The sequence below is a fragment of the Cohnella massiliensis genome, from assembly GCF_900169535.1.
Taxonomy (GTDB): domain Bacteria; phylum Bacillota; class Bacilli; order Paenibacillales; family Paenibacillaceae; genus Cohnella; species Cohnella algarum.
This window is the reverse complement of the sequence record NZ_LT821258.1, coordinates 554,796-579,910: the sequence shown is the minus strand read 5'-3', so window position 1 is coordinate 579,910 and position 25,115 is coordinate 554,796. Positions and strand designations below refer to the sequence as shown.

The window sequence follows — 25,115 nt, the reverse complement described above, 5'->3', positions numbered from 1 at the left end:
AAACGGCCGAGCGGCGCGGATGCCCGCCCGGCCGTTTTTTCGTTTGGAAGTCGGTCCGATTCTCCCGCTGATCAGGCTGATCGGATCGAGTCATGGCTGTTCATCTTGACCCGCCATGCGCATACGGCCACCCGCAGATGAGTAAAAATTACTCATCCTGCCGCCTCTGCACGTCCGCTAACCATCCAGTTGAGTCATGGCTACTCATCTTGACCCGCGATGCGCATACGGCCACCCGCAGATGAGTAAAAATTACTCATCCTGCCGCCTCTGTACGCCCGCTAACCACCCAGTTGAGTCATGGCTACTCATCTTGACCCGCGATGCGCATATGGCCACCCGCAGATGAGTAGAAATTACTCATCCTGCCCCCTCTGCACGTCCGCTAACTATCCAGTTGAGTCATGGCTACTCATCCCGATCCGCCATAAAGCACGTTCACCGCGGCTCAGAACAGCCAAAACACCTTCCGCCGCGCCGCCCGGACCGTCGCGGCTCCGGTCGTGCGGGCGCCTCCCGCCGCCGGTTCGGGCTTGCGCGCGGGCTCCGGCCTCGCGGCTTCCGGCTCGCGCGCGGCCGCCGCCTGCTGCAGCCCCTCGACCGCTTCGCTTAGCTGGCGAAGCATGAGCCGCAGCTCGTCGATCTCCTGCCGGTGCTGATAGATTTGCGCGGTGACGACTTCGTCCGCTTTCTGGGCAAGCGCCCGCTCCAGCTGGGCGACGCGCAGCCGGAGCGTGTCCGCCTCGGTTCCGGGGAAAGCCGCCGCGCCCGCGGACGAAGCCCCGTCCCGCTCCGGCGCGACGGGCAGCTCGATTTTATCCATCGGCACGCCGCCGCGCACCTCCTCTTTTATTTTCTCCAGCAGCTTCAGTTCCCGCTCGGCGAACAAATAATGCCCCAGCTGATCCTTCGGAAAAACATTCGGAAAGTACGATATCCAGCGCTTGAGCGTCGTTTGGCTGACGCCCAGTATTTCGCATGCTTCCCGGGATCCCAGACTCACGATCATCACTCCTTGGCGGAACATTTTTAGATCGGACAAACGTCGCGGCAGGCGCGCGCATCCGTTTGTTTTCCGTATTCGCCGCTCGTTTCGCAATCCCTGTAGGGGTGACAAAGGTACCGTTCATTCGGCAAAACAAGTGCGATTTCGAACCGGCCCTTCGGTATAGCGCTCGAGCGTCGTGTTCCGCGTTAAGGACCGATCGAACGGAAGAAACCTCATCTACGGGCGAATCGCGGTTATTTCCGCCGCGATTCGCCCGTTTTTGGTTGTGTAATAACGGTCCGGGAGACGATTCAGGCGCTACCGGCTAAGATGGACGGCTTTAACCGAGTGTGTGTCTTTATTTACAACGAAATGGATGTCTCGGCATTTCGTCGAGAAATAGCGCAAAGCAATGGAATGTTGCAACTCATTTGTCAGTTTCCAAGAAATCGGGCAAACGATAAAGCTTCCCTCCGACCGGAGAAAGCTTTGTTGAATGAATTCCCAAACCGATTCAAACGAATGATCAAAATACGGCTCCAGTTTTCCGCATTCTACTTGATAAGTCGCGGTTTCGCCAAAGTCATCTTCCTCTGCGAGATTGGCATTTTCTTTGGCGAACAGCTCCCGTACGATGGGGTGCAATTTTTTATCCGAAAGGAGCCTGCGGAATTCAAGGATCGAATGCGGAAGCATATTTTGCATTTGTATTTTGACAAGCGAAGAGTCCGAATAAATATATTGAATTTTACTGAAGTGGTTTGTGAGTTCGCTAATCGTCCGCTCATTCACCTCTTCATTCGTTATCGGCACCCAAACCAATGAATTCGGAGCGGAAAGAGCGGATGCGGTCAAAAAAAATTGCGATAATACGGATATTGTTGAGTCAGGGTTAATCGTGCTTCTTCTATACGTCTTAATCTCCGGATGTTCAGTACGGTCAGTGCGACTAAAGGAGGAGAAATCTAATCTCTTAACTTCTTGAAACCAACTCAATCGATCACCCCAAAAAACTTACTCACTATGATATATTTTATAACACAATTTTTCAGATGGTTAAATAGAAAAGTAAAAAAAGTAAACTTTTGTATGATTTCAAGGGTTCACGTAGAAGATTAACCGACAGGAAATCGTTTTTTTAACACAAAATTTACAGAAATTTGCCACAAAATGCAGTTGCTAGTGATAGAATAGGATCGAAATGGCAATTTATCCAATTGAGGAGGAAAATGATGAGCACGTTTGCGAGATGGAGAGACCATTGGTTGAAAATCGTCCTGGCCCTGACGTTTTTGCTGCCGGTCCAATTCGGATTCGGCGGTTATTTTCAATCGGCGCAGGCGGAAGGGCCGGACGATCCGGCGCCTTATATCGAGGCCAGAGTCGTCAACGAGAACGCCGGCAAAAAGGTGCTCTTCGACAACACGCACGCGCAGACGGCGGGAGCGGCCGACTGGGTCATCGACGGCGGGTTTTCCGACTTTGCCAACGCGCTGGCGGACAATGGGTATTACGTCAAGGAGCTGCGCAAGACGACCCCGATCGTCTACGAAGATTTGGCGGACTATGACGTATTCGTCATCGCGGAGCCGAACATTCCGTTCAAGCAAAGCGAACAGGCCGCCATGCTGGAATACGTGGAGGACGGCGGCAGCATCTTCTTTATCGGCGACCATTACAATGCCGACCGCAACAAAAACCGCTGGGACGGCTCGGAGTCGATCAACGGGTACCGCCGGGGGGCCTGGTCCGATCCGACGCAGGGGATGAGCGACGAGGAAAAGGCCTCGGAAGCGATGCAAGGCGTCGTCAGCTCGGACTGGCTGGCGGACAACTTCGGCGTTCGGTTCCGCTATAACGCGCTGGGCGACGTGGCGGCGAACGAAATCGTCGAGCCGAGCCAGGCGTTCGGCATCACCGAAGGCGTATCGGCGGTGGCGATGCATGCCGGGTCGACGCTGGCGATCATCGATCCGACGAAGGCCAAAGGCATCGTTTACGTTCCGGAAACGGACGAAGCCTGGGGCAACGCCGTCGACCAAGGCGTATACAACGGCGGAGGCGTGGCGGAAGGCCCGTATGTGGCCGTATCGAAAGTCGGCGCCGGCAAAGCGGCCTTCATCGGCGATTCTTCGCCGGTCGAGGACGCGACGCCGAAATATTTGCGCGAGGAAACGGGCGCGGCCAAAACGACGTACGACGGCTTCAAGGAGCTGGACGACGGCGAGCTGCTCGTCAATCTGATCGATTGGCTCGGCGAGCCGGAAAGCTACACCAGCCTGGATCAGGTGCCGGGACTCGAGCTGGACGAGCCGACCGAGCTGTTCGCGTTCGAGCAGCCGGAGCTGTCGACCGAGCCTAAGCCCGAGCCGTGGTCCGCGCCTGCAGCAGGTTACAAATGGTGGGACCGCTCGACGTTCAAGCCCGGCTCCTACGGCGGTCCGATCCGGCCGGTATACAGCTTTGTCCACCAGGCCCAGCTGCCGAACGCGGAGCAATTCCAAATCCGCGTCGTCATCGACAATCTGGCTCCGAACTCGACGGTGTCCGGCTTCAGTACCGGCATCTATTTGACCGGCGGAACCCAGGTGGCGCAATTCCAGAACGCGGACGGAAGCTGGCCGACGGCCTACGGGTACAGCACGGCGTTCAGCGTGACGGCCAATAACGAAGGACGGGCTTATAAGGATTTGACCGTCCGCATCCGGCCGGGTACGAGCGGTTCGGCCAATCTCCGGCTCCGGCAAAACGGCTCGAATCTGCTGACGAAAACCGTCACGCTCGCGAACGTGCCCGCCGAGCCGCTGCCGGACGAGGAAAATCCGATTCCGGAACTCACTTCCATCGCGGAAGCCCGGACCCAACCGGAAGGAACGCTCGTTACGGTCGAGGGCGTCGTGACGACGGAGCCCGGAGCTTTCGGCGGCCAGGCGTTTTATCTGCAAGACGACACGGGCGGCATCTACGTGTTCCAGACGCAGTCCGGTTTCCATCAGGGCGACAAGATCAAAATTACGGCGCCGCTCGTGCTGTACAATACGGAGCTCGAGCTGACGACCCCGGTTTCCATCGAAAAAACGGGGACCGCTCCGCTGCCCGAAGCCGTTCCGGTCGACCGCATCGACGATTCGAACCAGGGGCAGCTGGTCGAGCTGCAAAACGTCGAAATCCGCAACATCATGACCGCCAGCCCGTCCGGCTCGTTCGAGTTCGACGCGGTCAAAGGCGAGGTCAGCAACCACGTCCGGGTGGATGTCCGCACCGGACTCAGCCTGAGCGAATTTCCTTACGAGGAAGGGCAAGTCGTCACGGTGAAGGGCGTATCCGCCATCTTCCGGGGCCTTTACCAGCTGAAGCCTCGCGGCCTTGACGACTTCGCGCTGGCGCAGGCGCCGCTCGGCCAGGTGACGCTGGAGGCGTCGCCGACGCTGCTGCCGGTCGGCGGCACCGCCGAGACGTCGATCGCCGGGTTGTTGACGGACGGAACGCCGGCGGATCTGAGCGCCGCGTCTGTCACGTACGTCAGCGACGGACCGGCGGTCGAAGTGAGTCCGGAAGGACAAATTACCGGCGTTCAGGCGGGAAGCGCGTCGGTAACGGCTCACGTTGTCTATAACGGGCAAACCGTCGTCTCCAATGCGGTAACGTTGACGGTTTTCGAACCGCTCGCGACGGGAGCGCCGGGCAAGCCCGTATTATCCGACAACAACGGCCACGACACCGGTCTTAAGGACGGCAGCTACACCGTGACGATGAATATGTGGTGGGGCAACAACGGCTCGGTCTTCAAACTGTACGAGAACGGAGTCCTGATCAGCGAGCAAAGCTTGGCGGACGCTTCGCCCTCGGCGCAAAAAGCGGCCGTTGACATTGCCGGCAAGCCGAACGGCACGTATGCGTACACATGCGAACTGATCAATGTTTTCGGAACGGCAACGTGCGGAGAACATGTCGTGACCGTTACCGACGCCAATCCGGGCAAGCCGGTGCTGTCCCAAGACAACTGGGACGGGGACGGCAACTACAAGGTGACGATGAACATGTGGTGGGGAACGAACGCCGGCGAATACCGGCTGTATGAAAACGGCACGCTGGTCGATACGCAGGTTCTGAACGCCTCGACGCCGGGCGCGCAAAGCGCCGTAACGAGCCTTGAAGGCAGGGCGCCGGGAACTTACGAGTACCGTGGCGAATTGATCAACGCCGCCGGGACGACGTCCGGCGAAACGATTGTCGTGACCGTAACGAAGTGAAGCAGGCGGATTGAACCGAGACTTGCGGTTGTCGAAGCCCGGGGGCGACCCCCGGGCTTTTTGTAATTCCAATCAAGCTGCTGTTTTGGCGGCTTGCAAGGACCTCGCGCTCCTTCGCCGCGAATGCGAAGCCCTATTCGACCTGTTATAATAGAGCCGATCCATTTCATCGAATTCAAAATAAGGAGTCTGCAACATGTCGCTGGAAATCGAGCGGAAGTTTTTGCTGGCGGAAGCGCCGGACAAGCTGGCCGGGCAAGGCGCGATTCGGGTCCGGTCGAAGCAGCGGATCGAGCAAACCTATTTGGCGCTGGACGAAGCGCAGGAAATTCGGGTTCGCCGGATCACGGATTTGACGACGGGGCAAATCGCATATACGCATACGTTCAAGAACGGAAACGGCCTGTCCCGGGAAGAAGTGGAATATTCGATTTCCGAAGGCCTTTATTCGCAGCTGATCGCCGCTTTCGGCTTTATTCCCCTGACGAAGACGAGGCTTACGGCCGAGTGGGACGACCGAATCGTCGAAATCGACATTTACGATCAATTGGAGCTTTCCGTCCTGGAGGTCGAATTCGCGACCGAAGAGGAAGCGATCGGCTTTGCGGCGCCGGAATGGTTCGGACCCGACATCAGTTTGGAGAAAAAATACAGCAACAAGACGGTATGGAAAAAGCTTCAGGAAGGGGCAGGCCGGCCGATACCCGAAGCGCCGGGGAAAATGCGCGAAAAACGCTAATCCGGGAAGCAAGGACGGGGGAACGGATAACGTCCGCTTCTTTTTTTTGTCTGAAGAGACAAAGTATCTGCAAAAAGATTGCATTAAAATGAAGAAAGTCGGTTGAATCGACGCATGCAGGCGATCCGAATTGCCGGGAGGGAACGACGGAGTGGATGCTGCGCGCCTGGTCAGAACGTTAAATAACCTCAATCGCTTCGGTTATGCGGACGCGGGAATGACCCGTCTGGCCTACTCCCCCGTCGAACGGCAAGCCGTCGCGTATTTTTCCGGGCTTTGCGAGCGGGAAGGGATGACGGTCCGATACGACCCGTGCGGGAATTTGATCGCCCGCAGGGAAGGTCGTCATCCGGAATTGCCGGTCGTGGCCATGGGCTCCCACCTGGACACGGTCGTTCGGGGCGGCCGATACGACGGCGCCCTGGGGGTCGCGGCGGCGCTTGAAGTCGTCCGCAGCCTGAACGATCGCCGCTTGACGACGGATCATCCCGTCGAAATCATCGTGTTTGCCTGCGAGGAATCCTCCAGGTTCGGCGTGTCCACGATCGGGAGCAAGGCGATGGCCGGCTTGCTGGACAAATCGTCGCTCGCCGTCTTGAAGGATCGGGCCGGGCTGACGCTGGCCGAGGCATTTTCGCAATGCGGGCTCGATTTCGACGGCATCGGGCGATGCGCCCGCGGCAAAGAGGAGATCAAGGCGTTTTTCGAGCTGCATATCGAGCAGGGGCCGATCCTGGAAAATGAAGGCAAGCCGATCGGCATCGTCACCGGAATCGCGGCTCCAACGCGATATGAGGTAACCGTATGGGGACGCGCCTCGCATTCCGGGACGACTCCTATGAACGGCCGCCGGGACGCGTTCCTTGGCGCGGCCGAAATTTCGCTCGGGCTCGAAGCGGCGGCGAAAACGGACGTCGCCTACGGCACCGTGGCGACGGTCGGAGCGTGCGAGGTCAAGCCGGGCGCGATGAACGTCATCCCCGATACGGCGGAGTTGAAGCTCGAAATACGAGGCACGTCCGTCGAATCGAAAAGCAGGGTGTCCGAACGCTTGTTTGAAGTGATCCGAAAGATCGAAAAAACGAGAGGACTCGCAATAACGGTTAAGGAATTGAGCGACGAGCTTCCGACGACGCTGGACGGCGAAACGACGGAGTCTCTGTGCCGTCTGTGCGAGCGGGAGGGGGTTTCCTATCTGCGGATGACAAGCGGCGCGGGCCACGACGCGATGAACATGGCGCGGCTGTGTCCGACCGGGCTTGTGTTCGTTCCTTCCCATGCGGGCATCAGCCATTGCCGGGACGAATATACCTCGGCGGAGCAGATCGTTTCCGGCGCTTCGTTGCTGGAGCTGGCGGTGCGAAAATGGGCGTGCTCCTCCTGATGAAAAAGAATGGCAAAGGCATCTGAACAATCCTTCAAGGTTGAAGTATAATGATAAATTATAGAACAAGGAGAGAGACGAATGGAAAAAAATGAAAAAGTGAAGGTCCTTTTCAACCTGTTCGAGCTGGTCAACTTTTATTACGAGTCCAGGGACAAGCCGAGCGGCGTCAATTTTTTCGAGGAACTGGACCAATACTGCAAATTGCTTGACATTGACTTTGATGAATTCAAAAAGCAGTTCGGAATCAATACCGGGATCAATTAACCGAACCCGGTTCAGGGCTGCCGATACGAAAACCGAAGGGGCTGTTCCAAAAGGTCGAAATTGACCCGAGGGACGGCCCTTTTTGTCTTCTGTCGCGTAAAGTCTACTGGATTTACAGATATTTTTTTCCATTTATATTTGTGGCTGCCGACAATGACGCCCGGGAAAGCATTCCTTTATGATTGAAATTAGTTAGATTACCTAACGTTAGGAGTGATTTTCATGAAAGGAAGGCCGGAACCGCAAAACTATACGAGCATCCGAAGCGTGACCAAAGGAATTTTGAAGACGGAATACGGCCCGTTCTCCCTGTACTGCTTTTCGATCGCAAACGAATTCGAGAACGGAAGCGCCGCGGAGCATTTGGCGCTGGTGTACGGCGATGAGAAGGAATTGGCGGGACCCGTTCATTACCGCCTGAACTCGGCCTGCATCACGAGCGAAGCCTTTCATTGCATGCGCTGCGATTGCAAATGGCAGCTCGATACCGCGATGGAGCTGATCGCCCGGCAAGGGAAGGGCATTATCACGTACCACGCTTCCCATGAAGGAAGGGGCTTCGGCCTGGCGGCCAAGCTGGAGTCCTATAATTTGATGGACCGGGGGGTCCGCTCGTCGGACGCTTATATTCGAATGGGTTTGGGTTCGGAAGACCGCCGGGACTTTCGGGCGGCGGTGACGATTCTGCGGTATTTCGGCGTAAAGGAGGTCGTAATGCTCGGCAATAACAAGAAGAAAGCGGATGCCCTCAAAAACGCGGGAATCCGGGTGAGCGAAAGATGCTCGCTCATTTATGACGGCAACCTGGAGGAAGTGAAAACTTATTTAAAAGTGAAAGCGAACGACCCCGAGCAGGATCTGTTGAGGGCCGTGCTCTAAGGGAGGAGGGAGTTTGAAGACGATTTTGATTACCGGCGCCAGCGGCGATATCGCCGCGGCTTTAATCTCCTCCCTGAACCCGAGGGAAAACCGGATCATCGGTTTGGACCGGCAGCCTTCCGCCGCCGCCCGGGACATCGAGCTGCATTTATGCGACCTGTCCGATCCGGCGCAGCTTGGCGATTGCCTGAAACGGGCGCGCGAAGAATGGCTTGCCGACGTGGAGGCCGTCGTTCATTTGGCCGGCGTGTATCCGAACCTTCCTCTAGGCTCCTATCCGCCCGAACTGTGGGAAAAGGTGCACGCCGTCAACGTGGATTCGCTGTTCCGGATCGTACAGGCCATCCTGGCTTGCGAAACGACGTCCTTGCGCAATATCGTGATTACCTCGTCTACCGCCGCCAGGTCCGGCAGCCGGGACCCCGCGTACGCATCCTCGAAAGCGGCGCTGCTCGGATTGGCCAAAAGCTTCAGCGTGTCGTTGGCAGAGCGAAGGATAAGAGTGAACACGGTGCTTCCGGGAATTATCGAGACGTCCATGTCCGACGTTCAATCGCCCGAAAGAAAACAGTTCCATATCCAGCGAACGTTGGCCAAAACGATCGGCACCCCGGAGGAGGTAGCGAATGTCATCGATTTTTTGCTCAGCGACAAATCATCCTATTTATGGGGAACGACGATCGAAGTGAACGGAGGAATGACATGACGAACGGGCTGTTGATCGCAATTTGCGGGCTGGACGGAGCGGGTAAAACGACGCAAATCCAATTGCTGGACCGCTGGTTCAAGCAAAACGGCGAAAGGACCTTGGTGACCCGGCAGCCGACGGACTACTATCGCAAGGACCCCAGGGTTCGCGATTACCTGGACGACGGCAAATGTCCCGACATTAAAGCGATCGCGCTGCTTTCCGCGGCCGACCGTTTGTGGCAGATGTCCGCGGAGATCGAGCCGGCGTTGCGGGAAGGCGTCCATGTGATTTCGGATCGGTATATTTTCAGCTCGTATTCGGTGTTTTTGGCTCGGGGGCTGGATTATTCCTATTTGCAGCGGCTTTACGGCGACATTCGAATGCCGGATTTGACGGTTTTCCTGGATCTCGAGCCGGAAGTTTCCTTGCAGCGGGTGATGAGCCGGGACGGCAAGGAAAATATGAAGTACGAAGAGCGCGGGAGCGAAACGTTCAAGAAAATCCGCTCGAACTTTTACGCGGTGCTTCCGCAGGATTCGCTTATCGTCGACGCATCGAAGCGGCCGGAAGAAATCCATTCGGAAATCGCGCAGCGGCTTGGTCAAATTCGCGAGGCGGGAGTGATGCAAAGATGAAATTGAACGCGTTCATGGAAGGCGTTGCCCGTACGGAGGCATTGGAAAAGCCCGAAAAGCGGGAGCTTTTGTGCGAATGGGTGAGGGAGCGGATCGATTTGCGCGTGGTTCGCGGGTGGCTCGACGAGCTGGTCGAAACCGGCGACCCGGAAACGGTGGGCGACCTCGCGTCGCTCATGGAGCTTCATCCGTTGGGCTTCGAAAAATACGTCATTTGGAAATCGGAATGGAACGGTCCTCGCATGAGACTGCATTATTGGCCGGAAAACAAGTGGCCGTTCGAAAGCATCCACGATCACCGGTTCCATTTTTGCTCGGCCATCCTGTGCGGCAGCTATACCCACGAAAAATACGAAGTCAAAAAAACGGTGGGAGATCAAGTCGAGCTTGAGCTTACGGAAAAAACGCTGATGCGGGCGGGCGACGTTTACTACTTTCCCGCCGGTTCCTTTCATCGGGTGCTCCCCAGCGAAGAACTGACCTTGTCGTTAATCATCCGCAGCGGCGCCGTGCTTCCCTTTTCCAGGGTCATCGATCCGGAAACGAAAATACTCAGGCATGCGCACGGCGCGCAGCATAAATTCGTCCGCAAGCTCGAGCATTTGACGAAAGCGATCTCGCCATTGGTCGAAGCCGACAGCCGGTAGCAAGCGAGGGCTAAAAATGAACCAAGCAACGTTCACGTTCAAACCGCCGAAGGAAACGGATCGCGTCTGCCTGATCGGGTCGTTTAATCAATGGGATCCGGAAAAGGGGAAAATGAAGAAGACGGACGGCAATACGTTCGTGAAAGTGTTGTATTTGCAGGACGGCGACTATCCGTATTTATTCATGACGGACGAAAGCGAGTATTACACGGACCCGGACAACCGGCACAAGGAAAGGAACGAATACGGCGCCTACAATTCCGTATTGCGTCTGGGACGGAGGCCTCCCGATGTCGTTCATCGGCTGGATCGATGGGCGAACGGGGAAGTCGTCTTCAAGGTGAAAATCGCAAGCTCCGGCGGCGGTCCGGCTTCGCTGCGTCTTGTCGCCAACGAAACGGCGGCCTATGAGACGACCGCCTTTCTTGCGGATGGTGAATGGAACTATTACCTTTTTCGATTGCGCGATGAAGCGGTCGCACGGTCGGCGTTTACGTATTATTTCCTGTTGGACGGCGAGAAATATGCGGTGGCCGACGGCGTCTCCTCAAGGAAGCCCGAGCCGGACAAACGGTACGTCTACGATCCCGGGCGGCTTGGAAGTTCCCGGGTGCCGGCCTGGTTGACCCGGGCGGTTTTTTATCACATCTTTCCCGACCGCTTCGCCAACGGAAATCTTGAGAACGATCCGGAGCAAACGGAGAGGTGGGGAGAAAGGCCGACATTGACGAATTATTTCGGCGGCGACCTTCAAGGAGTGATCGACCGGCTCGATTATTTGTCCGGGCTTGGCGTCGACACTCTCTATCTCAATCCCGTTTTTGCGTCCCCTTCCAATCACGGGTACGATATCTCGGATTTTTACCGGATCGCGCCCCGTCTCGGCGATGAAAACCTGTGGCGGCAATTGGTTGCCGAAGCCCGCAAAAGGCGGATGCGGATCGTTCTGGACATGGTCTACAACCACACGAGCACCGAATTTTTCGCTTTTCAAGACGTCATGGAGAAGGGGGAGCGCTCCCGTTTTGCCGATTGGTATTATATCGAAAAATATCCCGTTGTCGTTAAGCCTAATCCCGATTATTCCTGTTGGTTCGATTACAAGCATATGCCGAAGCTGAATCTGGATAATCCGGATACGAAAGCTTATTTGCAGGAAGCGACCGTCTACTGGCTGCGCCAAGGGATTTCAGGCTTTCGGGTGGATACGGTCAAGGATATTCCGCACGCATTTTGCAAGGAAATGCGGTCTGTCGTCAAAGCCGTCAATCCGGAAGCCTGCCTGATCGGGGAAGTATGGGAGTCGGGTGAGCCGTGGCTTCGGGGGGATGAGTTCGACGGCGTTACCAATTATGTTTTCTGGGGGGCCGCCACCGATTTTTTTGCAAAGCGCGCAATCCCGCTTGAAGTCTTGATCGAAAACCTGAAACGGCAACTGTTCGAATATCCGTTTCCCCATTTGCTTGCGCAGGCCAACCTGTTGAGCTCGCACGATACGGTTCGCTTTTTGTCGGCCGTCGGCGGAAACAAGGCGGTATATTCGCAGGCTTATGCGTTCCTGTTCGCTTATCCGGGAGTGCCGCTCATTTACTATGGCGACGAAATCGGCCTCGAAGGCGGCGCCGATCCCGACAATCGAAGATGCATGATCTGGGACGGCCCCCTGCACGATGAAGGGATAAAAAGCCGTTTCGCCCGGCTGATCGCGCTGCGAAAGCAATATCGTCCGCTTCGGGAGGGAAACGCCGTCTTTCTGGAAGAGCTGGCCGCCAGCCGCATATTGGCCCTGAAAAGGGAGATCCGCGACGAAGAAGTTTATTTCTTTGCCAACGTTTCCGACAACCCGATAACGGTCGATTTGTCTTCCTGCGTCCCGGAGGACAGAAGAACAAGCTTGATCTATCCTTGCGAACGGGAAAATCCGGCCGCCCTCGCGCTCCAAGCGCGCGACTTTGCGTTCGTTTTCGCGAAGCGGCAACCTGAAAGGGGTGTTTTGCTTGAGAATAGAGGACAAATTTTTGATTGAAACGTCAAAGCTGCATCCGAACGAAGCGGATATCCGGGTGATGTGCGCGTCTTCGCTCGACTGGACCTATATTCTGGACCAGGCGTACAGGCACAATACGCTTCCCCTGCTGCATCACCACGTTCAAAACGTCGATTCCGTCGCCGGCCATGTAAAGCTCCTGCTCGCGTCCCACTATCAATTAAAGCAAATTATCGGGGAAAAGAAGATGGACGAGTTCGTCGCCGTGTTGCGGGCTTTTCACGAGCGGGGGATCCGGGCGATCGTCCTCAAGGGAGTTTATCTGGCGGCTTCGGTGTACCGCCATGCGGCGCTACGACCTTTCGGAGATATGGATATCCTCGTGCGAAAGGAAGACGCGGACAGCGTTTTTCGCGTCCTGAAGGCGATGGATTACACCCAAAGCGAATTCGACCGCGATACCGGGGAACAAAAGCCGTTGGGACAGGAGCGGCTGGAGGGATACGAACATGAGCTGCAGCATTACGGCGAATTCAGAAAACGATCGGCGTCGAAACCGGTCGTCAGCTTCAGCATCGACGTTCATCATCGGCTGAATACGATCTTCGACGACTTCTCCTACCCGATCGAGGAGGTCGTCGCAAGAGCGACCCGGGACACGATCGGGGACGTTCCCGTCTACCGGCTGAGCAACGAGGATTTTCTGACCCACTTATGCAGCCACCTGTACTGGCATACGCAATCGCTGCGGGATATTCTGGACGGAAAAGACGCGCAACTGCTTGCCTACTCCGACATCCGGTCCTTCATTCAAACGCATGACATCGACTGGACGCTCCTTTTCGACCGGGCCGCCGCGACGAAGCTGGACAAAGCGCTGTACTACACGCTGCATCACGGGCAGCAAATCTATGGCGACATCGTTCCGGACGCCCTGTATGAAACCTGGAACCAGGATTACCTGTCCGACATCTCCCGCTCCATTCACGATCGCTGGATTACGAGAAATTCGAAAATCAAAATCGGGAAGTGGAATCAGGATTTTATTGCCCGGCTGTTCAATCCCGAGCGATCGTCGTTCGCCCTGAGTTCGTTTTATGAAGATTATCTGGAACCGATCCTTCATCGCGGCGCGGTTTTAAAAGTCGTTGAGATGGGCGATCCCGACCGGACGTAAACGGGAAAAGGGGTGGCGCATGATACGGGCGGAGCATTTGACGAAGGAATACAAGCGCTATATCCGGAAGGAAGGGTTTTTATCCGGCCTCCGGAGCTTGATAAGCGCGGAGCATGAGGTGAAGCGGGCGGTAGACGATATCGGCTTCGAAATCGGAGAGGGAGAGACGGTCGGCTTTATCGGACCGAACGGAGCCGGGAAATCGACCACCGTTAAAATGCTGACCGGAATTCTCGTGCCGACGAGCGGTCTTGTCGAAGTGAACGGAATCGTGCCGTACAAAGACAGAATCGCCAACGCCCGCCAGATCGGCGTCGTTTTCGGCCAAAAGACGCAGCTTTGGTGGGATGTCCCCGTCATTGAAAGCCTGCGATTGCTGCGGGATATTTACAAAGTTCCGGAGCGGCGGTTCAAACAAAACCTGGAGCTGTTTTCCGAGTTGCTGGCGCTCGATGAATTTATGCAAACGCCCGTTCGCCAGTTAAGCCTGGGGCAGCGGATGAAGGCCGATTTGGCGGCGGCGCTGCTGCACGACCCGAGCCTGCTGTTCCTCGACGAACCTACGATCGGCGTCGATATCGTCGCCAAGGAGAAGCTGCGCGCGTTCATCAAGGAAATCAACCGGGAGCGGAAAGTGACCGTGCTGCTGACGACCCACGACATGGACGATATCGAAAAGCTGTGTTCCCGGATTATGATCATCGATCGCGGACAGGTCATTTACGACGGCAGCGTAGACCGGATCAAAAGCCGATTCGGAACGGGCCGGACGCTCGTCGTCGAATTCGAGAACCCGGTTCCCGATTTTGACGTGCCGAACGCCGAACTGGTCCGCAGCGAAGGGAGGCGAAAATGGTTTCGTTTTAACCGTTCCGCCACGTCTCCGTCCGCGCTGATCGCGCAGCTCGGAGCCCGTCATCCCGTCGTCGACCTGACGATCGAAGAGCCGGAGATCGAGGATCTGATCGGCCGAATTTATCGGAGCGGGACCGCAAAATCCGGGGTGATTTGATGAGGCTGTTCCGGTCGTTTTCGCGGCAGGCCTTTCATAATACGGCGGTCTACCGTTTCGATTTTTGGCTGCAGCTCGTCGCCGCTTGCCTGATGATGTACAGCGTCCATTGGGTCTGGAATACCCTGTATGCCCAGAGTCCGCAAGCCTTCGGAGTCAGCCTGCGGCAAATGATCGCGTACGGGATTCTGGGGATGGCGCTCGAAACCGTCTTCGCGCCCGGGCGCGGACCGCAAACGTATATGGCCGAGCAGGTTAAAACGGGATCGATCGATACGGATCTGTCGAAGCCTCTCGATTTCCATTTTCATATGCTGGCCCGCAATTTCGGCGAAACCCTGTTTCGGTTTTGCGCCCTGGTCGTGCCTTCTCTGCTCGTCGGAGCCGCATTTCTCGGATTGCAGCCTCCGCCCGGCTTCGGGAACCTTCTCTTGTTTCTCGTCAGCCTTCTGCTGGGATATTTCGTTTTATTTTCCTTGAACTTTCTCGTCGGCACGGCGGCCGTTTTGACGCTCGATATCGGCAGCGTCAGTTGGGCATACAACGCGTTGCTTCGGTTTTTCGCCGGGCAAATGGTGCCCTTCTGGCTGTTTCCGGACTTCCTTGAGGCGGTTGCCCGCTGTTTGCCGTTCCAGAGCATTTACTATATTCCCATCACCATTTACATCGGAAAGGCGGACGGGGCGGCGGCGCTGGAGGGCATTCTGCTTCAAGCCGGCTGGGCCTTGCTGCTGCTGGCCGCATGCAGGCTTGCGTGGAATCGGGTACAGTCCCGACTGATCGTTCAAGGAGGTTAAGCGCATGGCGTTTCATTTTCGGATTTACGCCAGGATGATCCGCATCTCCATGCAGTCCCGCCTGCAGTATCGTTCCGACTTTCTGGCGGGAATCGCCGGAATCGTCATTTTTAACGCCGTCAATATCGGCTTGATCGGCATTATCGTCACCCGTTTCGTCCATCTGAACGGCTGGTCCGTCTGGGAGCTGCTGTTCCTGTACAGCCTGTGGATTCTGGGCCACAGCCTGTACAGCCTGTTTTTCTGGCATTTCAACTCGATGGAAACGTACTTGCTGAAAGGCACCTTCGACCAGTTTTTGATCCGTCCGGTCAGTCCGCTGCTGCAGCTGCTCGGCCGGGAAGTGCAGTATCTGGGAGCCGGCGACGCCGCGGTCGGCATCGCCGGCCTCTCGATCGCGTACGCGAAGCTGGATCTGGACTGGAGCGTATTCGACTGGCTGTATTTCGGGCTGGCGGTCGTTTCCGGAACGGGAATCGAGGTGGCCGTCTTCTGGACGATCGCAAGCCTGGCCTTCTGGACGAAGCGTTCGTTGACCGCGACGTCCGTGATCTGGCGACTGAATTCTTTGGTGCAGCAATATCCGGTCGACATTTTCGGCTCGTGGTTTCGGGTTTTCGTTACCGGTTTCGTGCCGGTAGCGTTCATGAATTACTATCCCTCCCTTGTCTTGCTGGGGAAAGACGGGGACGCCTTCATCCCGTACCTGTCTCCTGTCGTGGCCTTGATCTCTTTGCTGGTCGCTTCGCGGATTTGGCGGCTGGGCGTAAACCGCTATGCAAGCTCGGGAAATTAATGCGAGGAGACCTTATGACTTTATCCAAATTGCAGGTATTGACCAACGAACCGGTCAATTCCCGGTATTGGCATATGATCGTCGACGCATCGGCTTTGCGGGAGGAGGCGAGGCCCGGCCAGTTTTTCAATATCCGGTGCTCCGAGACTTATATTCCGCTTCTGCGCCGGCCGTTCAGCCTGTTCAGAATCGACAAGCGAAGCCGGACGCTCGAGTTCCTCTACCTGGTCAAAGGGGCGGGCACGGAACGATTGGCCCGGACGAAGCCGGGCGAAATGCTGGACGTTTTCGGGCCGCTCGGCAAGGGCTTCGATTTGCGGAGCGGCGGCGGCGCGATTCTTTTGCTGGCCCGCGGCGTCGGCGTTGCGACGTTGTCCGCGCTTGCCCAGAAAGCGGCGGAGCGGGGGATCGCCTGCATCACGATTCTCAGCGCCAAAACCCGAGGCGACGTGCTGGCGGAAGAAATGCTGCGAAGTTACGGGGCGGAGGTGCATATCGTAACGGACGATGACGGCAGCAGCGATGTGGCGAACGTAAGGGCGCAAATGGAGGATTTGATCGAAAAGCATCGGATCGAGGCTGCCTACACGTGCGGATCCAGAAGGCTTTCCAGGCTTTTGCAGGAGGTTGCCGCCGAAAAGCGGCTGTTCGCGGAAATTGCGTTGGAGGAAAATATGAGCTGCGCGATGGGCGTTTGTTTTGCGTGCGTTTGCGAAATCAGGGATTCCGGCGGCGCGTTCCGGACGGTTCGGATTTGCAAGGAAGGTCCGGTTTTTCCTTTGGAGCAGGTGGTGCTTGCATGAGCGATCCGTTCGTCGAGCCGTTGCGCCTGGGAGTGAATATCGGCGGGCTCGCGCTGCAAAATCCGGTTATGCCGGCCTCGGGGGCCTTCGGAGAAGGCATGGAAAGCGTCATCGATTTCAACGCGCTCGCCGCGGTCGTTCCCAAAAGCATTACGAAGTACCCGCGAAAGGGGAATGCGACGCCCCGGGTTTGCGAGGTTTCGGCCGGAATGATCAATTCGATCGGCATTCAAAGCCCGGGAATCGATCATTATTTATCCGAAACGCTCCCTTATTACCGAAAATTCGACGTTCCGCTGATTTCGAGCATTTCGGCCGACTCCGTCGCCGAATTTGCGGAAATGGCCGAGACGATCGGCCGCGTGGAATCCGTGGCGGCGTTGGAGCTGAATATTTCTTGCCCTAACCTCAAAGGGGACGGCCGCGCATTCGGCATGGACCCGGAAACGACCCGGGAGGTCGTATGCCGGGTAAAGGAAGCGACCGACAAGCCGGTCATCGCGAAGTTGACCCCGAATGTGACCAGCATCGAAGAGATTGCCCTTGCGGCGGAGGAGGGCGGAGCGGACGGCCTTACCGTGGCGAATACGCTGCTGGCGATGGCGATCGACATCGATACGCGGAAGCCGAAAATCGGCAATCGGATGGGCGGGCTGTCGGGACCCGCGGTCAAACCGATCATCGTGCGCATGATTTACCAGGTCCGGCAAGTTTCCGGGCTTCCGATTATCGGCTGCGGAGGGGTGATGAGCGGCGCGGATGCCATCGAAATGATGCTGGCCGGGGCCAGCGCCGTTCAAGTCGGGACGGCAAGCTTCGTCGATCCGTCCGCCATGCTGAACATTATTCGCGAGATTAAAAATTATATGCAAAAACACCGAATAATAGATATAAACGAAATTGTCGGAAAAGTCGAAACCGGCGGCACGGATCCGTCGCAAATTCATTATTATTGACACAAAGGGGACATCGTCGATTGGGCAACTTTGCGGATGTGCTTATCGAGACGGGCAGGCGGAAAAGCAGCGTTCTGGTCGTGGGATTGGATCCGGACGTTCGTTTTTTTCCGGATTTCCTGGCGGAAAGGGCCGGCGGCTCCGCCCGGCGGGCTTCCGAAGCTATTTACGAATTCAATAAAATCGTGATCGATTCCGCGGCCGATTCCGTCATCGCGGTCAAGCCCCAGCTTGCGTATTACGAAATTTACGGAAGCGACGGCATGCGGGCGTTGGAAAAAACGATCGACTACGCCAAATCCCGGGACCTGATCGTCATCAACGACGCCAAAAGAGGAGACATCGGACCGACTTCCGCGGCTTACGCGCGCGCTTTTTTGGGGGACGGACCGTTGGCGGGGGATATGGTGACCGTAAATCCCTTTCTGGGAACGGACGGCTACATGCCTTTCATCGAAGCCGCCGGGGAGAACGGCAAGGGCGTGTTTTTGCTGTTGAAAACATCCAATCCTTCTTCGGGGGAGATCCAGGGAGCGAAGCTGGAAAGCGGGCAGACGCTTTGCCTGGAGATGGCGGAACGGTTCCATCGCTTGGCCGGCCGGACGCGGGGGGTGAACGGGTTTTCGTATATCGGCGCGGTCGTGGGGGCTACTTATCCCGAAGAAGCCCAAATCCTCCGCAAAACGATGCCAAGTTCGATTTTTCTCGTTCCGGGCTTCGGGGCCCAAGGCGGAAAAGCGGAGGATCTGGGGGCGTTCTTCGATCAAGACGGGAACGGCGCGGTTGTGTCGGCGTCGAGAGGAATCATTTACTGTTATGCGGACGACCGGGATTGGAAAAAAACGACGGAAGGCGAAATGCGCGGGCGGATAACGGAAGCGGCCGAAAAGGCAAGGGAGCAAATCAATGGCGCCAGGTTTAGCCGGCGGTAAAACGCAACAGAAAGGGACGGGCGGCGAAGCGTCGCCCTGTCCCTTTTTTCATTTGCTTTTCGCTGATTCTCACATTTGATGTTAGATTAAAATGGAGATTCGGACATAAGATTCACGCCATTTTTGTCATTATACACATGCCGAACCAGCATCTTACTTGTTATAATCGTGTTAAATCGATATTTCGATACATAATTGCCATCATTTTCATTCAAAAGGGTGATGTTTATGTAGCCAATATGTTATTGTTTTTAACATAAAAGGATATATATTTGGGAGGGAGTCATATGAAAAAGTTTAAATGTATCGTATTCGGTCTTTTGTCGGCCGTCCTTGTCCTAGCGAGCGGATGCGCCTCCGAACCGGAACGGCCTGCCGCTTCACCCGCCGCGACGCCGGCCGCCTCGACCGCCTCGGCCGAGGAAGCTCCGAAATCCGGCGATTTGTCGGAAACGCTGCCCTCGCCGGAAAAAACGGATATCGCGTTTCGGCTGAATTGGAAGATCAAGGGGGAGTTCGCTCCGTTTTACGTTACGAAAGAACGGGGCATTTTCGAAAAATACGGGCTGGACGTGGAGGTCATGGAGGGGAGCGGTTCGACGCCGGCGCTGCAGGCCGTCGCCCAAAAAAACGACGATTTCGCCGTCGTGTCCACCGTCGAGCCTTCCCAAGGCATCGGGGAAAATATGCCGGTCAAGATGATCGCTTCCTATATGACGAATTCGCCGCTCGTCATCCTGTCGTTTCCCGATAACCCGGTAAAATCGCCGAAGGATCTGGAAGGCAAAGAAATTGCGATGTCGCCGACCTCTACCTTTACGAAGCTGATCGACAAGTTTATGGAAACGAACGAGGTCGATGCCTCGAAGGTTACCCAGGTTCATCTGGAGTCATCCGCCCGCAACTCGGCTTTTTTAACCAAGCAAGCCGACGCGATCGAGGTGTTCTCCACAAACGAGCTTCCGATGTTCGAACAGAAGCTGGGAGTAAAGCTGGAAACGATGTTTGCGAAGGATTACGGCTATAACGTGGCGGGGCTGACGTTGGTGGCTCACAACGATTTTCTTGCGGAAAATCCGAACACGACCAAGCGATTCCTGGCCGCTATCGACGAAGGCTTGAAATATACGATGGAAAACCCGGAGGAAGCGGCGAAAATCATGAAAGAACTGTTTCCCGAAACGGTTGACGAGCAGCTTTTTGTCGATCAAATCCATCGTACGGCCGAATTGCTGGATAACGAAGCGCATCCTTACGGCTGGATGAACGAAGAAAGCTTTGCGGCCACGTTGGACATTCTGGAAAGCACCGCGCTGATCAAGGCGCGCAAGGACCTGTCGGCCTACTACACGAACGATTATTTGCCGGCGCGGTAAACGAACGAATAAGTTTCGGCATTCCGGAAAGGAACATGCTCATGAGTGAAAAACCGATGCAGCTTTTGTTGGAAAAACCGGTTAAACCGGGCGGCTATGTGAAATTGAAATGGAGGCAGGTTTCCCAGGGCATCTCCGTCACCATGACGCTGGCCGCCCTCCTGATCGTCTGGCAGGCTCTCTACTGGGTATTCCCGATCCCCGAGTACCTCGTTCCTTCCCCGTTGCGCATCGCGGAGCGGTTCATTCAGGATTTCGCTTCGTTGATGAGGCATGCCGGGTATACGCTGACCGAAGTGCTGGCCGGATTTTTTCTAAGCGTTCTGATCGGCATTCCCGTCGCTATCCTGATCGTATCGTACCGGTATTTTGCGAACACCGTCTATCCCATTCTCGTAGGCGTCCATTGCATTCCGATGGTCGCGATGGCGCCGCTGCTGGTCATCTGGTTCGGCTACGAGATGAAGACGAAAATCTTGATCGTGTTCCTCATTTCGTTTTTTCCGATCGTCATCAACGCGGTGATCGGGCTGCAATCCATGGACAAGGAAATGTACAGCCTGGCGAGATCGATGAGGGCGTCGAGGCTGCAAATTTTCACCTATTTTCGTTTGCCCAAGGCGCTTCCCAGCATGTTCGGGGGCTTTAAGGTCGGCATCACTTTGGCGGTGGTCGGGGCGGTCGTGGCGGAATTCGTGGCGAGCTCGCGAGGAATCGGATACCTCCAGCTGGTGGCGAACTCCCAGCTCGACACGACGTTGGAGTTCTGCGCGTTATTCATCCTTGCCGTCATGGGAATCGGCCTGTTTTATATCGTGCATTTTATCGAGCGGCTGGCGATGCCCTGGCATCAAGGCTTGAAAAGGAGGTCGTAAACATGAGCGGCAAATCGATCGTTCTGGATCAAGTCGAAAAAGTATACGATACCCGGACAGGGCCTTTGCACGCGTTATCCCGGATGTCCTTGTCCCTGGAAGCCGGCTCGTTCGTTTCCGTCGTCGGCCCCAGCGGCTGCGGCAAAAGCACGCTGATGAATTTGATGGCCGGCCTCGATTCGACGCCTTACGGATCGATTCGCATAAACGGCGAGGAAATCGACGGTCCGGTGGACGGCAATGCGGTCGTGTTTCAAAAGGACGTGCTGCTCGATTGGCGCAATGTGATCGACAACGTGCTGCTTCCGCTGGAAATTCAGGGAGTCGGCTGGTGGTCGAGGCCCAACCGGAAGACAAACCGGGAGCGCGCGCAAGAATTGCTCGAACTCGTGGGGTTAAAAGGTTTCGAAAACAAATATCCCTACGAGCTGTCTGGCGGCATGCGGCAGCGGGTGTCGATTTGCAGAGCCTTGATCCAGGAGCCCGAGCTTCTTTTTATGGACGAGCCGTTCGGAGCCTTGGACGCCCTCACCCGGGAGCAGATGATGTATGACCTGTTGAAAATTTTCGCCAAGTACCGGTTTACGTGCATTTTCATTACGCACAGCATCGAGGAAGCCGTGTTTTTATCGGATCGGGTGCTGGTGATGAGCAATCGTCCGGGCCGCGTGGTCGAGGACATTCTCGTCGATCTCCCGCGCCCCCGCAACAGCGATACGCGGATCCATCGGAAATTTTCCGAGCACGTGAACGACATCCGGTCGATTTTCAAGGCGCAGGGTATTTTGTCGGAATTGTAGCTTCGCAAGAAATGGCGAGATATGCGGCGCAAATCGGTTCTTTTCGGTTGCAAAACTTCCGGTTCGAGGGAAAGAAGGTGCCGAATGGGAATTACCGTTAGAGAAGCTATGAAAATCGGAGGACTGACCCGTTGCGAGGTCGTCGCGGGCAAAGACGGACTGGACCGGACGATCGATTTCATTACCGTCATGGAAGTGCCGGATGTCATTCGCTGGCTGAAAGGAAACGAACTGCTGCTCACCAGCCTGTATCCCATCAAGGAAGATGAGGAGGCGATTTCGAGAGTGGCGGATCAACTGAACGAGGTGGGAAGCTCCGCATTGGCCATCAAGACGCGACGCTTTGTCCAGGAAATTCCGCAGGTCATCAAGGACGCGGGGGATCGTCTCCGCCTTCCGATCATTGAAATCGACAACGAAGTTTCCTATCTGGACATTATGACCCCTCTGATGGAAGTGATGATCCGCAAATCGGATCCGGGAAGAGAGCGGCTGGAATCGTTCTTCCAATGGACGACCGAGCTGGCGATGGGGGGCAAGGGAATCGCGGCGCTGATCAAGGCCGTGCAGCAGATGACGGACAATATGATTACGGTAGGATCCGAAATTCCCGCGCAGGAAGCTTTTTTCCAGGGGAGAGGCGTCGAACCGCTTACCCGAATGCAGAAAAAGGAGCTGAAGTCGGCGAAGCGCACGATCCGGATGCAGCGGATGCTCGACGGTCAACCGACGTCTTGCATCGTGACTCCGCTGTTGTTCAATGACGAGCTTTACGGCGATATTACGTGCTGGCAAACCGAGCGGGAGTTTCTGGAGCGCGATTTTCACGTGCTGGACCGGACCATGCCGCTCATGGCGATGGAATTTCTCAAGGCGATTACCAAGTCCGACGTGGATCAGACCTATAAGGACGACTTTTTATCGGCGGTGCTGCACGGGCAAGTTCAGGACGATTCCGGCGTCATCGCGAAAGGGAAGCAGTTCGGCTGGGATTTGACCCAGCATTATCAGATTTTATCGATCGCGATCGAGGAATCGCTGAAGTATCAGGAACGGAAAAGAAGCATGCTGCTTAAAGTCGTCGACCTGTTCCGTTTCGGAGACCGCAAGGCGATCGTGACCCTGCAGAAGGAGCTGATTATCGTTCTCTATCCCCGGAAGGACGGGAACGGCAAGGAAGGCTTGCTGTATCGAAACGATCCGCAAAAAGAGCCTGTCATGCGCGTCGCGGAATCGATCCAGCGCCATTTGTCGGAGGAGTTCGACGACTTGAAAATCACCGTAGGCATCGGCAGATTTTATCCCGGGCTGAAGGGAATTCATCAAGGCTACGCCGAGGCCGTCAAGGTTATCCGGTTGGGAAAACCCATCTGCGGAGAAAAGAAAATCATTCACTACGAAGATTTGGGCGTATTCCGCCTGCTTAGCGAGCTGTGCGATTCGGACGAGCTGGAAAGTCTGTATTCGGAGACGATCGGCAAGCTGGCGGAATACGACTGGATCAGCAATTCCAATCTCGTGCAGACGCTCCAGGAGTATTTCGCGAATAATTGCATGCTGGCCGAAACGGCCGGAAAGCTTTTTATACATGTCAATACGATGAAGTACCGGTTTCAGAAAATCGAGCAAATCACCGGATGCAGCCTGCACGATTCGGAACAACGGCTGCTGCTGCATGTCGGCCTTAAAATACATCAGGTTTTGTTTTCGGACATGCCGTAGCGGCTCCGAAAATCCGGAATGAAAAATCGGCCCCCGTCAACCGGGAGCCGATCAGAAGAAAAGGCTATCGCGCAACCGCTTCTGCCGCCGCGGCCGGTTGCCGTTTGCGTTCCAGCAGGAAGCCGGCAACGGCGCCGCCCAGCGAACAGAGCGCAAGTGCCGACGCGAGATAAGGCACGTATGACAAACCGGCGTACGTGATGACGACCCCGCCGAGATAGGCGCCTCCCGCGTTGCCGGCGTTCATCACCGAGTGGCTGGAGCTGGAGGCGAGCAGCGGGGCTTTCGCCAGCGTCATAATGCGCACCTGAACGCCGGGCAGCACGGCGAACGCCGCAACCCCCCATATAAATACGGAAGCGACCGCCAACGCCGAATTCGGAAAGGCAAACGGCAACAGGGCGAGGATGACGGCCAGCGCGGCCAAAACCATGACGGTCGATCCCATCGGCCTCCAGTCCGCGAGCTTGCCTCCGAGCAAGTTTCCGAGCGTAATTCCGATCCCGAACAGGACGAGAATCCAGGTGACGCTTGCTTCCTGAAAGCCGCTGATGTCGATCAGAATCGGCGTGATGTACGTAAAGAGCGAAAACAAGCTGGCGCAGCAGAAGGCCCCGGTCAGGAGCGTCACCATCACCTTGCGGTTGAACAAGCCGCGAACCTGGTCGGACAGATTCGACGATTCGCCCGAGCCGATGACGGGGATGAACCTGGCGATGCCCAGCAAAGCGACGACGCCGAGCAGGGCGATGGCCGCAAACGAGGCTCTCCAGCCGAATTGCTGTCCGATGAACGTGCCGAACGGAACGCCCACGATGTTGGAAATCGACAAGCCGGCGAGCACCATCGAGACGGCCGCGGCTCTGCGTTCCGGGGCGACGAGCTTGGACGCCATAATCGTGCCGGCGCCGAGAAACGTTCCGTGAGCGAGCGCGGTGACGATCCGGGTCACGATCAGAAACGGATAGTTCGGCGCGATGACGGACAGGACGTTGCCCGCGATAAAGATGCCCATCAGGAGCAGCAGCAAAAGCTTGGGCGGAACGCGGTGCGTCGCGACGGTCAGGACGGGAGCGCCGAAAGCGACGCCGAGCGCGTAGCTTGTAATCAGCTGTCCCGCCTGGGGAATCGTCACGTTCAAATCCGCGGCGACGTTGGGCAGCAGCCCCATGATCACGAACTCGGTCATGCCGATGGCGAAAGCGCCGAGCGTCAAGCAGTACAAGGAAAACGGGAAACGCTGTTTTTTCGCCCGCGGTCGGGCGGCGTAAGGCTGTGCTGCATTCATGAGACGGTCCTCTTCCTATCCGTTGAATCCCCGCAGGGGCGGCCTTGTTTTTTTATGTGGCCGCAATAGCACAGTATAGTCTCTATTCGGGAGCCTGGCAAGGCCAAATAT

General features: G+C 56.3%; 23 protein-coding genes. 20 read left to right on the top strand and 3 right to left on the bottom strand.

The window, feature by feature from the left end; translation table 11 throughout:
- Positions 1–448: 448 nt before the first annotated feature.
- Positions 449–1,003, bottom strand: a complete 555-nt coding sequence (locus B7E11_RS12295; RefSeq protein WP_176220712.1) for a MerR family transcriptional regulator — start codon at positions 1,001–1,003, stop codon at positions 449–451.
- A 303-nt stretch (positions 1,004–1,306) separates the two neighbouring features.
- Entirely contained in the window at positions 1,307–1,984 is a 678-nt protein-coding gene (locus B7E11_RS28925) for a hypothetical protein (protein WP_139787160.1), read from the bottom strand.
- A 236-nt stretch (positions 1,985–2,220) separates the two neighbouring features.
- On the opposite strand from B7E11_RS28925, the gene B7E11_RS12285 reads away from it, so the two are divergent.
- The 20 genes from B7E11_RS12285 (at position 2,221) to B7E11_RS12190 (ending at position 23,716) form a co-directional block, all read left to right on the top strand.
- Positions 2,221–5,241, top strand: a complete 3,021-nt coding sequence (locus tag B7E11_RS12285; protein ID WP_080834728.1) for a DUF5689 domain-containing protein — start codon at positions 2,221–2,223, stop codon at positions 5,239–5,241.
- Between the two features lie 196 nt (positions 5,242–5,437).
- Entirely contained in the window at positions 5,438–5,980 is a 543-nt protein-coding gene (locus tag B7E11_RS12280; protein ID WP_080834726.1) for a CYTH domain-containing protein, read from the top strand.
- Positions 5,981–6,131: 151 nt separating this feature from the next.
- Positions 6,132–7,364, top strand: a complete 1,233-nt coding sequence (locus tag B7E11_RS12275) for a M20 family metallo-hydrolase (RefSeq protein ID WP_080834724.1) — start codon at positions 6,132–6,134, stop codon at positions 7,362–7,364.
- Between the two features lie 81 nt (positions 7,365–7,445).
- Entirely contained in the window at positions 7,446–7,631 is a 186-nt protein-coding gene (locus B7E11_RS12270; protein WP_080834722.1) for a hypothetical protein, read from the top strand.
- 222 nt (positions 7,632–7,853) lie between these two features.
- Positions 7,854–8,510, top strand: coding sequence for a GTP cyclohydrolase II (locus B7E11_RS12265; protein ID WP_080834720.1), 657 nt, complete (start codon positions 7,854–7,856; stop codon positions 8,508–8,510).
- 13 nt (positions 8,511–8,523) lie between these two features.
- Complete coding sequence (locus B7E11_RS12260; RefSeq protein ID WP_080834719.1) at positions 8,524–9,216, top strand: SDR family NAD(P)-dependent oxidoreductase; 693 nt, start codon at positions 8,524–8,526, stop codon at positions 9,214–9,216.
- Complete coding sequence (gene tmk / locus B7E11_RS12255; RefSeq protein ID WP_139787159.1) at positions 9,213–9,836, top strand: dTMP kinase; 624 nt, start codon at positions 9,213–9,215, stop codon at positions 9,834–9,836. Before B7E11_RS12260 ends, tmk begins: the two co-directional genes overlap by 4 nt.
- The gene (locus B7E11_RS12250; protein WP_080834715.1) at positions 9,833–10,483 is read left to right on the top strand and encodes a hypothetical protein; all 651 of its coding nucleotides are present in this window, start codon (positions 9,833–9,835) and stop codon (positions 10,481–10,483) included. Before tmk ends, B7E11_RS12250 begins: the two co-directional genes overlap by 4 nt.
- A gap of 16 nt (positions 10,484–10,499) precedes the next feature.
- Complete coding sequence (locus B7E11_RS12245; RefSeq protein ID WP_080834713.1) at positions 10,500–12,509, top strand: glycoside hydrolase family 13 protein; 2,010 nt, start codon at positions 10,500–10,502, stop codon at positions 12,507–12,509.
- Complete coding sequence (locus B7E11_RS12240; RefSeq protein ID WP_080834712.1) at positions 12,502–13,647, top strand: nucleotidyltransferase domain-containing protein; 1,146 nt, start codon at positions 12,502–12,504, stop codon at positions 13,645–13,647. The genes B7E11_RS12245 and B7E11_RS12240 overlap by 8 nt, the downstream gene beginning before the upstream one ends.
- Before the next feature lie 19 nt (positions 13,648–13,666).
- Positions 13,667–14,659 carry an ABC transporter ATP-binding protein gene (locus tag B7E11_RS12235; RefSeq protein WP_080834710.1) on the top strand — a complete coding sequence of 331 codons (993 nt, stop codon included), beginning with the start codon at positions 13,667–13,669 and terminating at the stop codon, positions 14,657–14,659.
- On the top strand, positions 14,659–15,456 hold the full coding sequence (locus B7E11_RS12230; RefSeq protein ID WP_139787158.1) for an ABC transporter permease: 798 nt from the start codon (positions 14,659–14,661) through the stop codon (positions 15,454–15,456). The genes B7E11_RS12235 and B7E11_RS12230 overlap by 1 nt, the downstream gene beginning before the upstream one ends.
- 4 nt (positions 15,457–15,460) lie before the next feature.
- Complete coding sequence (locus tag B7E11_RS12225; RefSeq protein ID WP_080834708.1) at positions 15,461–16,252, top strand: ABC transporter permease; 792 nt, start codon at positions 15,461–15,463, stop codon at positions 16,250–16,252.
- A 14-nt stretch (positions 16,253–16,266) separates the two neighbouring features.
- On the top strand, positions 16,267–17,055 hold the full coding sequence (locus B7E11_RS12220) for a dihydroorotate dehydrogenase electron transfer subunit (protein ID WP_245809691.1): 789 nt from the start codon (positions 16,267–16,269) through the stop codon (positions 17,053–17,055).
- Complete coding sequence (locus B7E11_RS12215; protein WP_080834706.1) at positions 17,052–18,011, top strand: dihydroorotate dehydrogenase; 960 nt, start codon at positions 17,052–17,054, stop codon at positions 18,009–18,011. The genes B7E11_RS12220 and B7E11_RS12215 overlap by 4 nt, the downstream gene beginning before the upstream one ends.
- Before the next feature lie 20 nt (positions 18,012–18,031).
- Positions 18,032–18,943, top strand: coding sequence for an orotidine-5'-phosphate decarboxylase (pyrF, locus tag B7E11_RS12210; RefSeq protein ID WP_176220711.1), 912 nt, complete (start codon positions 18,032–18,034; stop codon positions 18,941–18,943).
- A 287-nt stretch (positions 18,944–19,230) separates the two neighbouring features.
- Complete coding sequence (locus B7E11_RS12205; protein WP_080834702.1) at positions 19,231–20,319, top strand: ABC transporter substrate-binding protein; 1,089 nt, start codon at positions 19,231–19,233, stop codon at positions 20,317–20,319.
- Positions 20,320–20,360: 41 nt separating this feature from the next.
- A complete protein-coding gene (locus B7E11_RS12200; RefSeq protein ID WP_245809690.1) occupies positions 20,361–21,194 on the top strand; it encodes an ABC transporter permease in 834 nt (277 codons plus the stop codon).
- A gap of 2 nt (positions 21,195–21,196) precedes the next feature.
- Entirely contained in the window at positions 21,197–21,994 is a 798-nt protein-coding gene (locus tag B7E11_RS12195) for an ABC transporter ATP-binding protein (RefSeq protein WP_080834700.1), read from the top strand.
- 84 nt (positions 21,995–22,078) lie between these two features.
- Positions 22,079–23,716, top strand: coding sequence for a PucR family transcriptional regulator (locus tag B7E11_RS12190; RefSeq protein ID WP_080834698.1), 1,638 nt, complete (start codon positions 22,079–22,081; stop codon positions 23,714–23,716).
- A gap of 64 nt (positions 23,717–23,780) precedes the next feature.
- Here the strand turns inward: B7E11_RS12190 and B7E11_RS12185 are convergent, their stop codons facing one another.
- The gene (locus B7E11_RS12185) at positions 23,781–25,004 is read right to left on the bottom strand and encodes an MFS transporter (RefSeq protein WP_080834696.1); all 1,224 of its coding nucleotides are present in this window, start codon (positions 25,002–25,004) and stop codon (positions 23,781–23,783) included.
- Positions 25,005–25,115: the final 111 nt, after the last annotated feature.

Coding starts and splice junctions, on each gene's coding strand:
- B7E11_RS12285 (WP_080834728.1), top strand. CDS start 2,221: ATGAGCACGTTTGCGAGATGGAGAGACCATTGGTTGAAAATCGTCCTG.
- B7E11_RS12280 (WP_080834726.1), top strand. CDS start 5,438: ATGTCGCTGGAAATCGAGCGGAAGTTTTTGCTGGCGGAAGCGCCGGAC.
- B7E11_RS12270 (WP_080834722.1), top strand. CDS start 7,446: ATGGAAAAAAATGAAAAAGTGAAGGTCCTTTTCAACCTGTTCGAGCTG.
- B7E11_RS12265 (WP_080834720.1), top strand. CDS start 7,854: ATGAAAGGAAGGCCGGAACCGCAAAACTATACGAGCATCCGAAGCGTG.
- tmk (WP_139787159.1), top strand. CDS start 9,213: ATGACGAACGGGCTGTTGATCGCAATTTGCGGGCTGGACGGAGCGGGT.
- B7E11_RS12250 (WP_080834715.1), top strand. CDS start 9,833: ATGAAATTGAACGCGTTCATGGAAGGCGTTGCCCGTACGGAGGCATTG.
- B7E11_RS12245 (WP_080834713.1), top strand. CDS start 10,500: ATGAACCAAGCAACGTTCACGTTCAAACCGCCGAAGGAAACGGATCGC.
- B7E11_RS12235 (WP_080834710.1), top strand. CDS start 13,667: ATGATACGGGCGGAGCATTTGACGAAGGAATACAAGCGCTATATCCGG.
- B7E11_RS12230 (WP_139787158.1), top strand. CDS start 14,659: ATGAGGCTGTTCCGGTCGTTTTCGCGGCAGGCCTTTCATAATACGGCG.
- B7E11_RS12225 (WP_080834708.1), top strand. CDS start 15,461: ATGGCGTTTCATTTTCGGATTTACGCCAGGATGATCCGCATCTCCATG.
- B7E11_RS12220 (WP_245809691.1), top strand. CDS start 16,267: ATGACTTTATCCAAATTGCAGGTATTGACCAACGAACCGGTCAATTCC.
- B7E11_RS12215 (WP_080834706.1), top strand. CDS start 17,052: ATGAGCGATCCGTTCGTCGAGCCGTTGCGCCTGGGAGTGAATATCGGC.
- B7E11_RS12205 (WP_080834702.1), top strand. CDS start 19,231: ATGAAAAAGTTTAAATGTATCGTATTCGGTCTTTTGTCGGCCGTCCTT.
- B7E11_RS12200 (WP_245809690.1), top strand. CDS start 20,361: ATGAGTGAAAAACCGATGCAGCTTTTGTTGGAAAAACCGGTTAAACCG.
- B7E11_RS12195 (WP_080834700.1), top strand. CDS start 21,197: ATGAGCGGCAAATCGATCGTTCTGGATCAAGTCGAAAAAGTATACGAT.
- B7E11_RS12190 (WP_080834698.1), top strand. CDS start 22,079: ATGGGAATTACCGTTAGAGAAGCTATGAAAATCGGAGGACTGACCCGT.
- B7E11_RS12185 (WP_080834696.1), bottom strand. CDS start 25,004: ATGAATGCAGCACAGCCTTACGCCGCCCGACCGCGGGCGAAAAAACAG.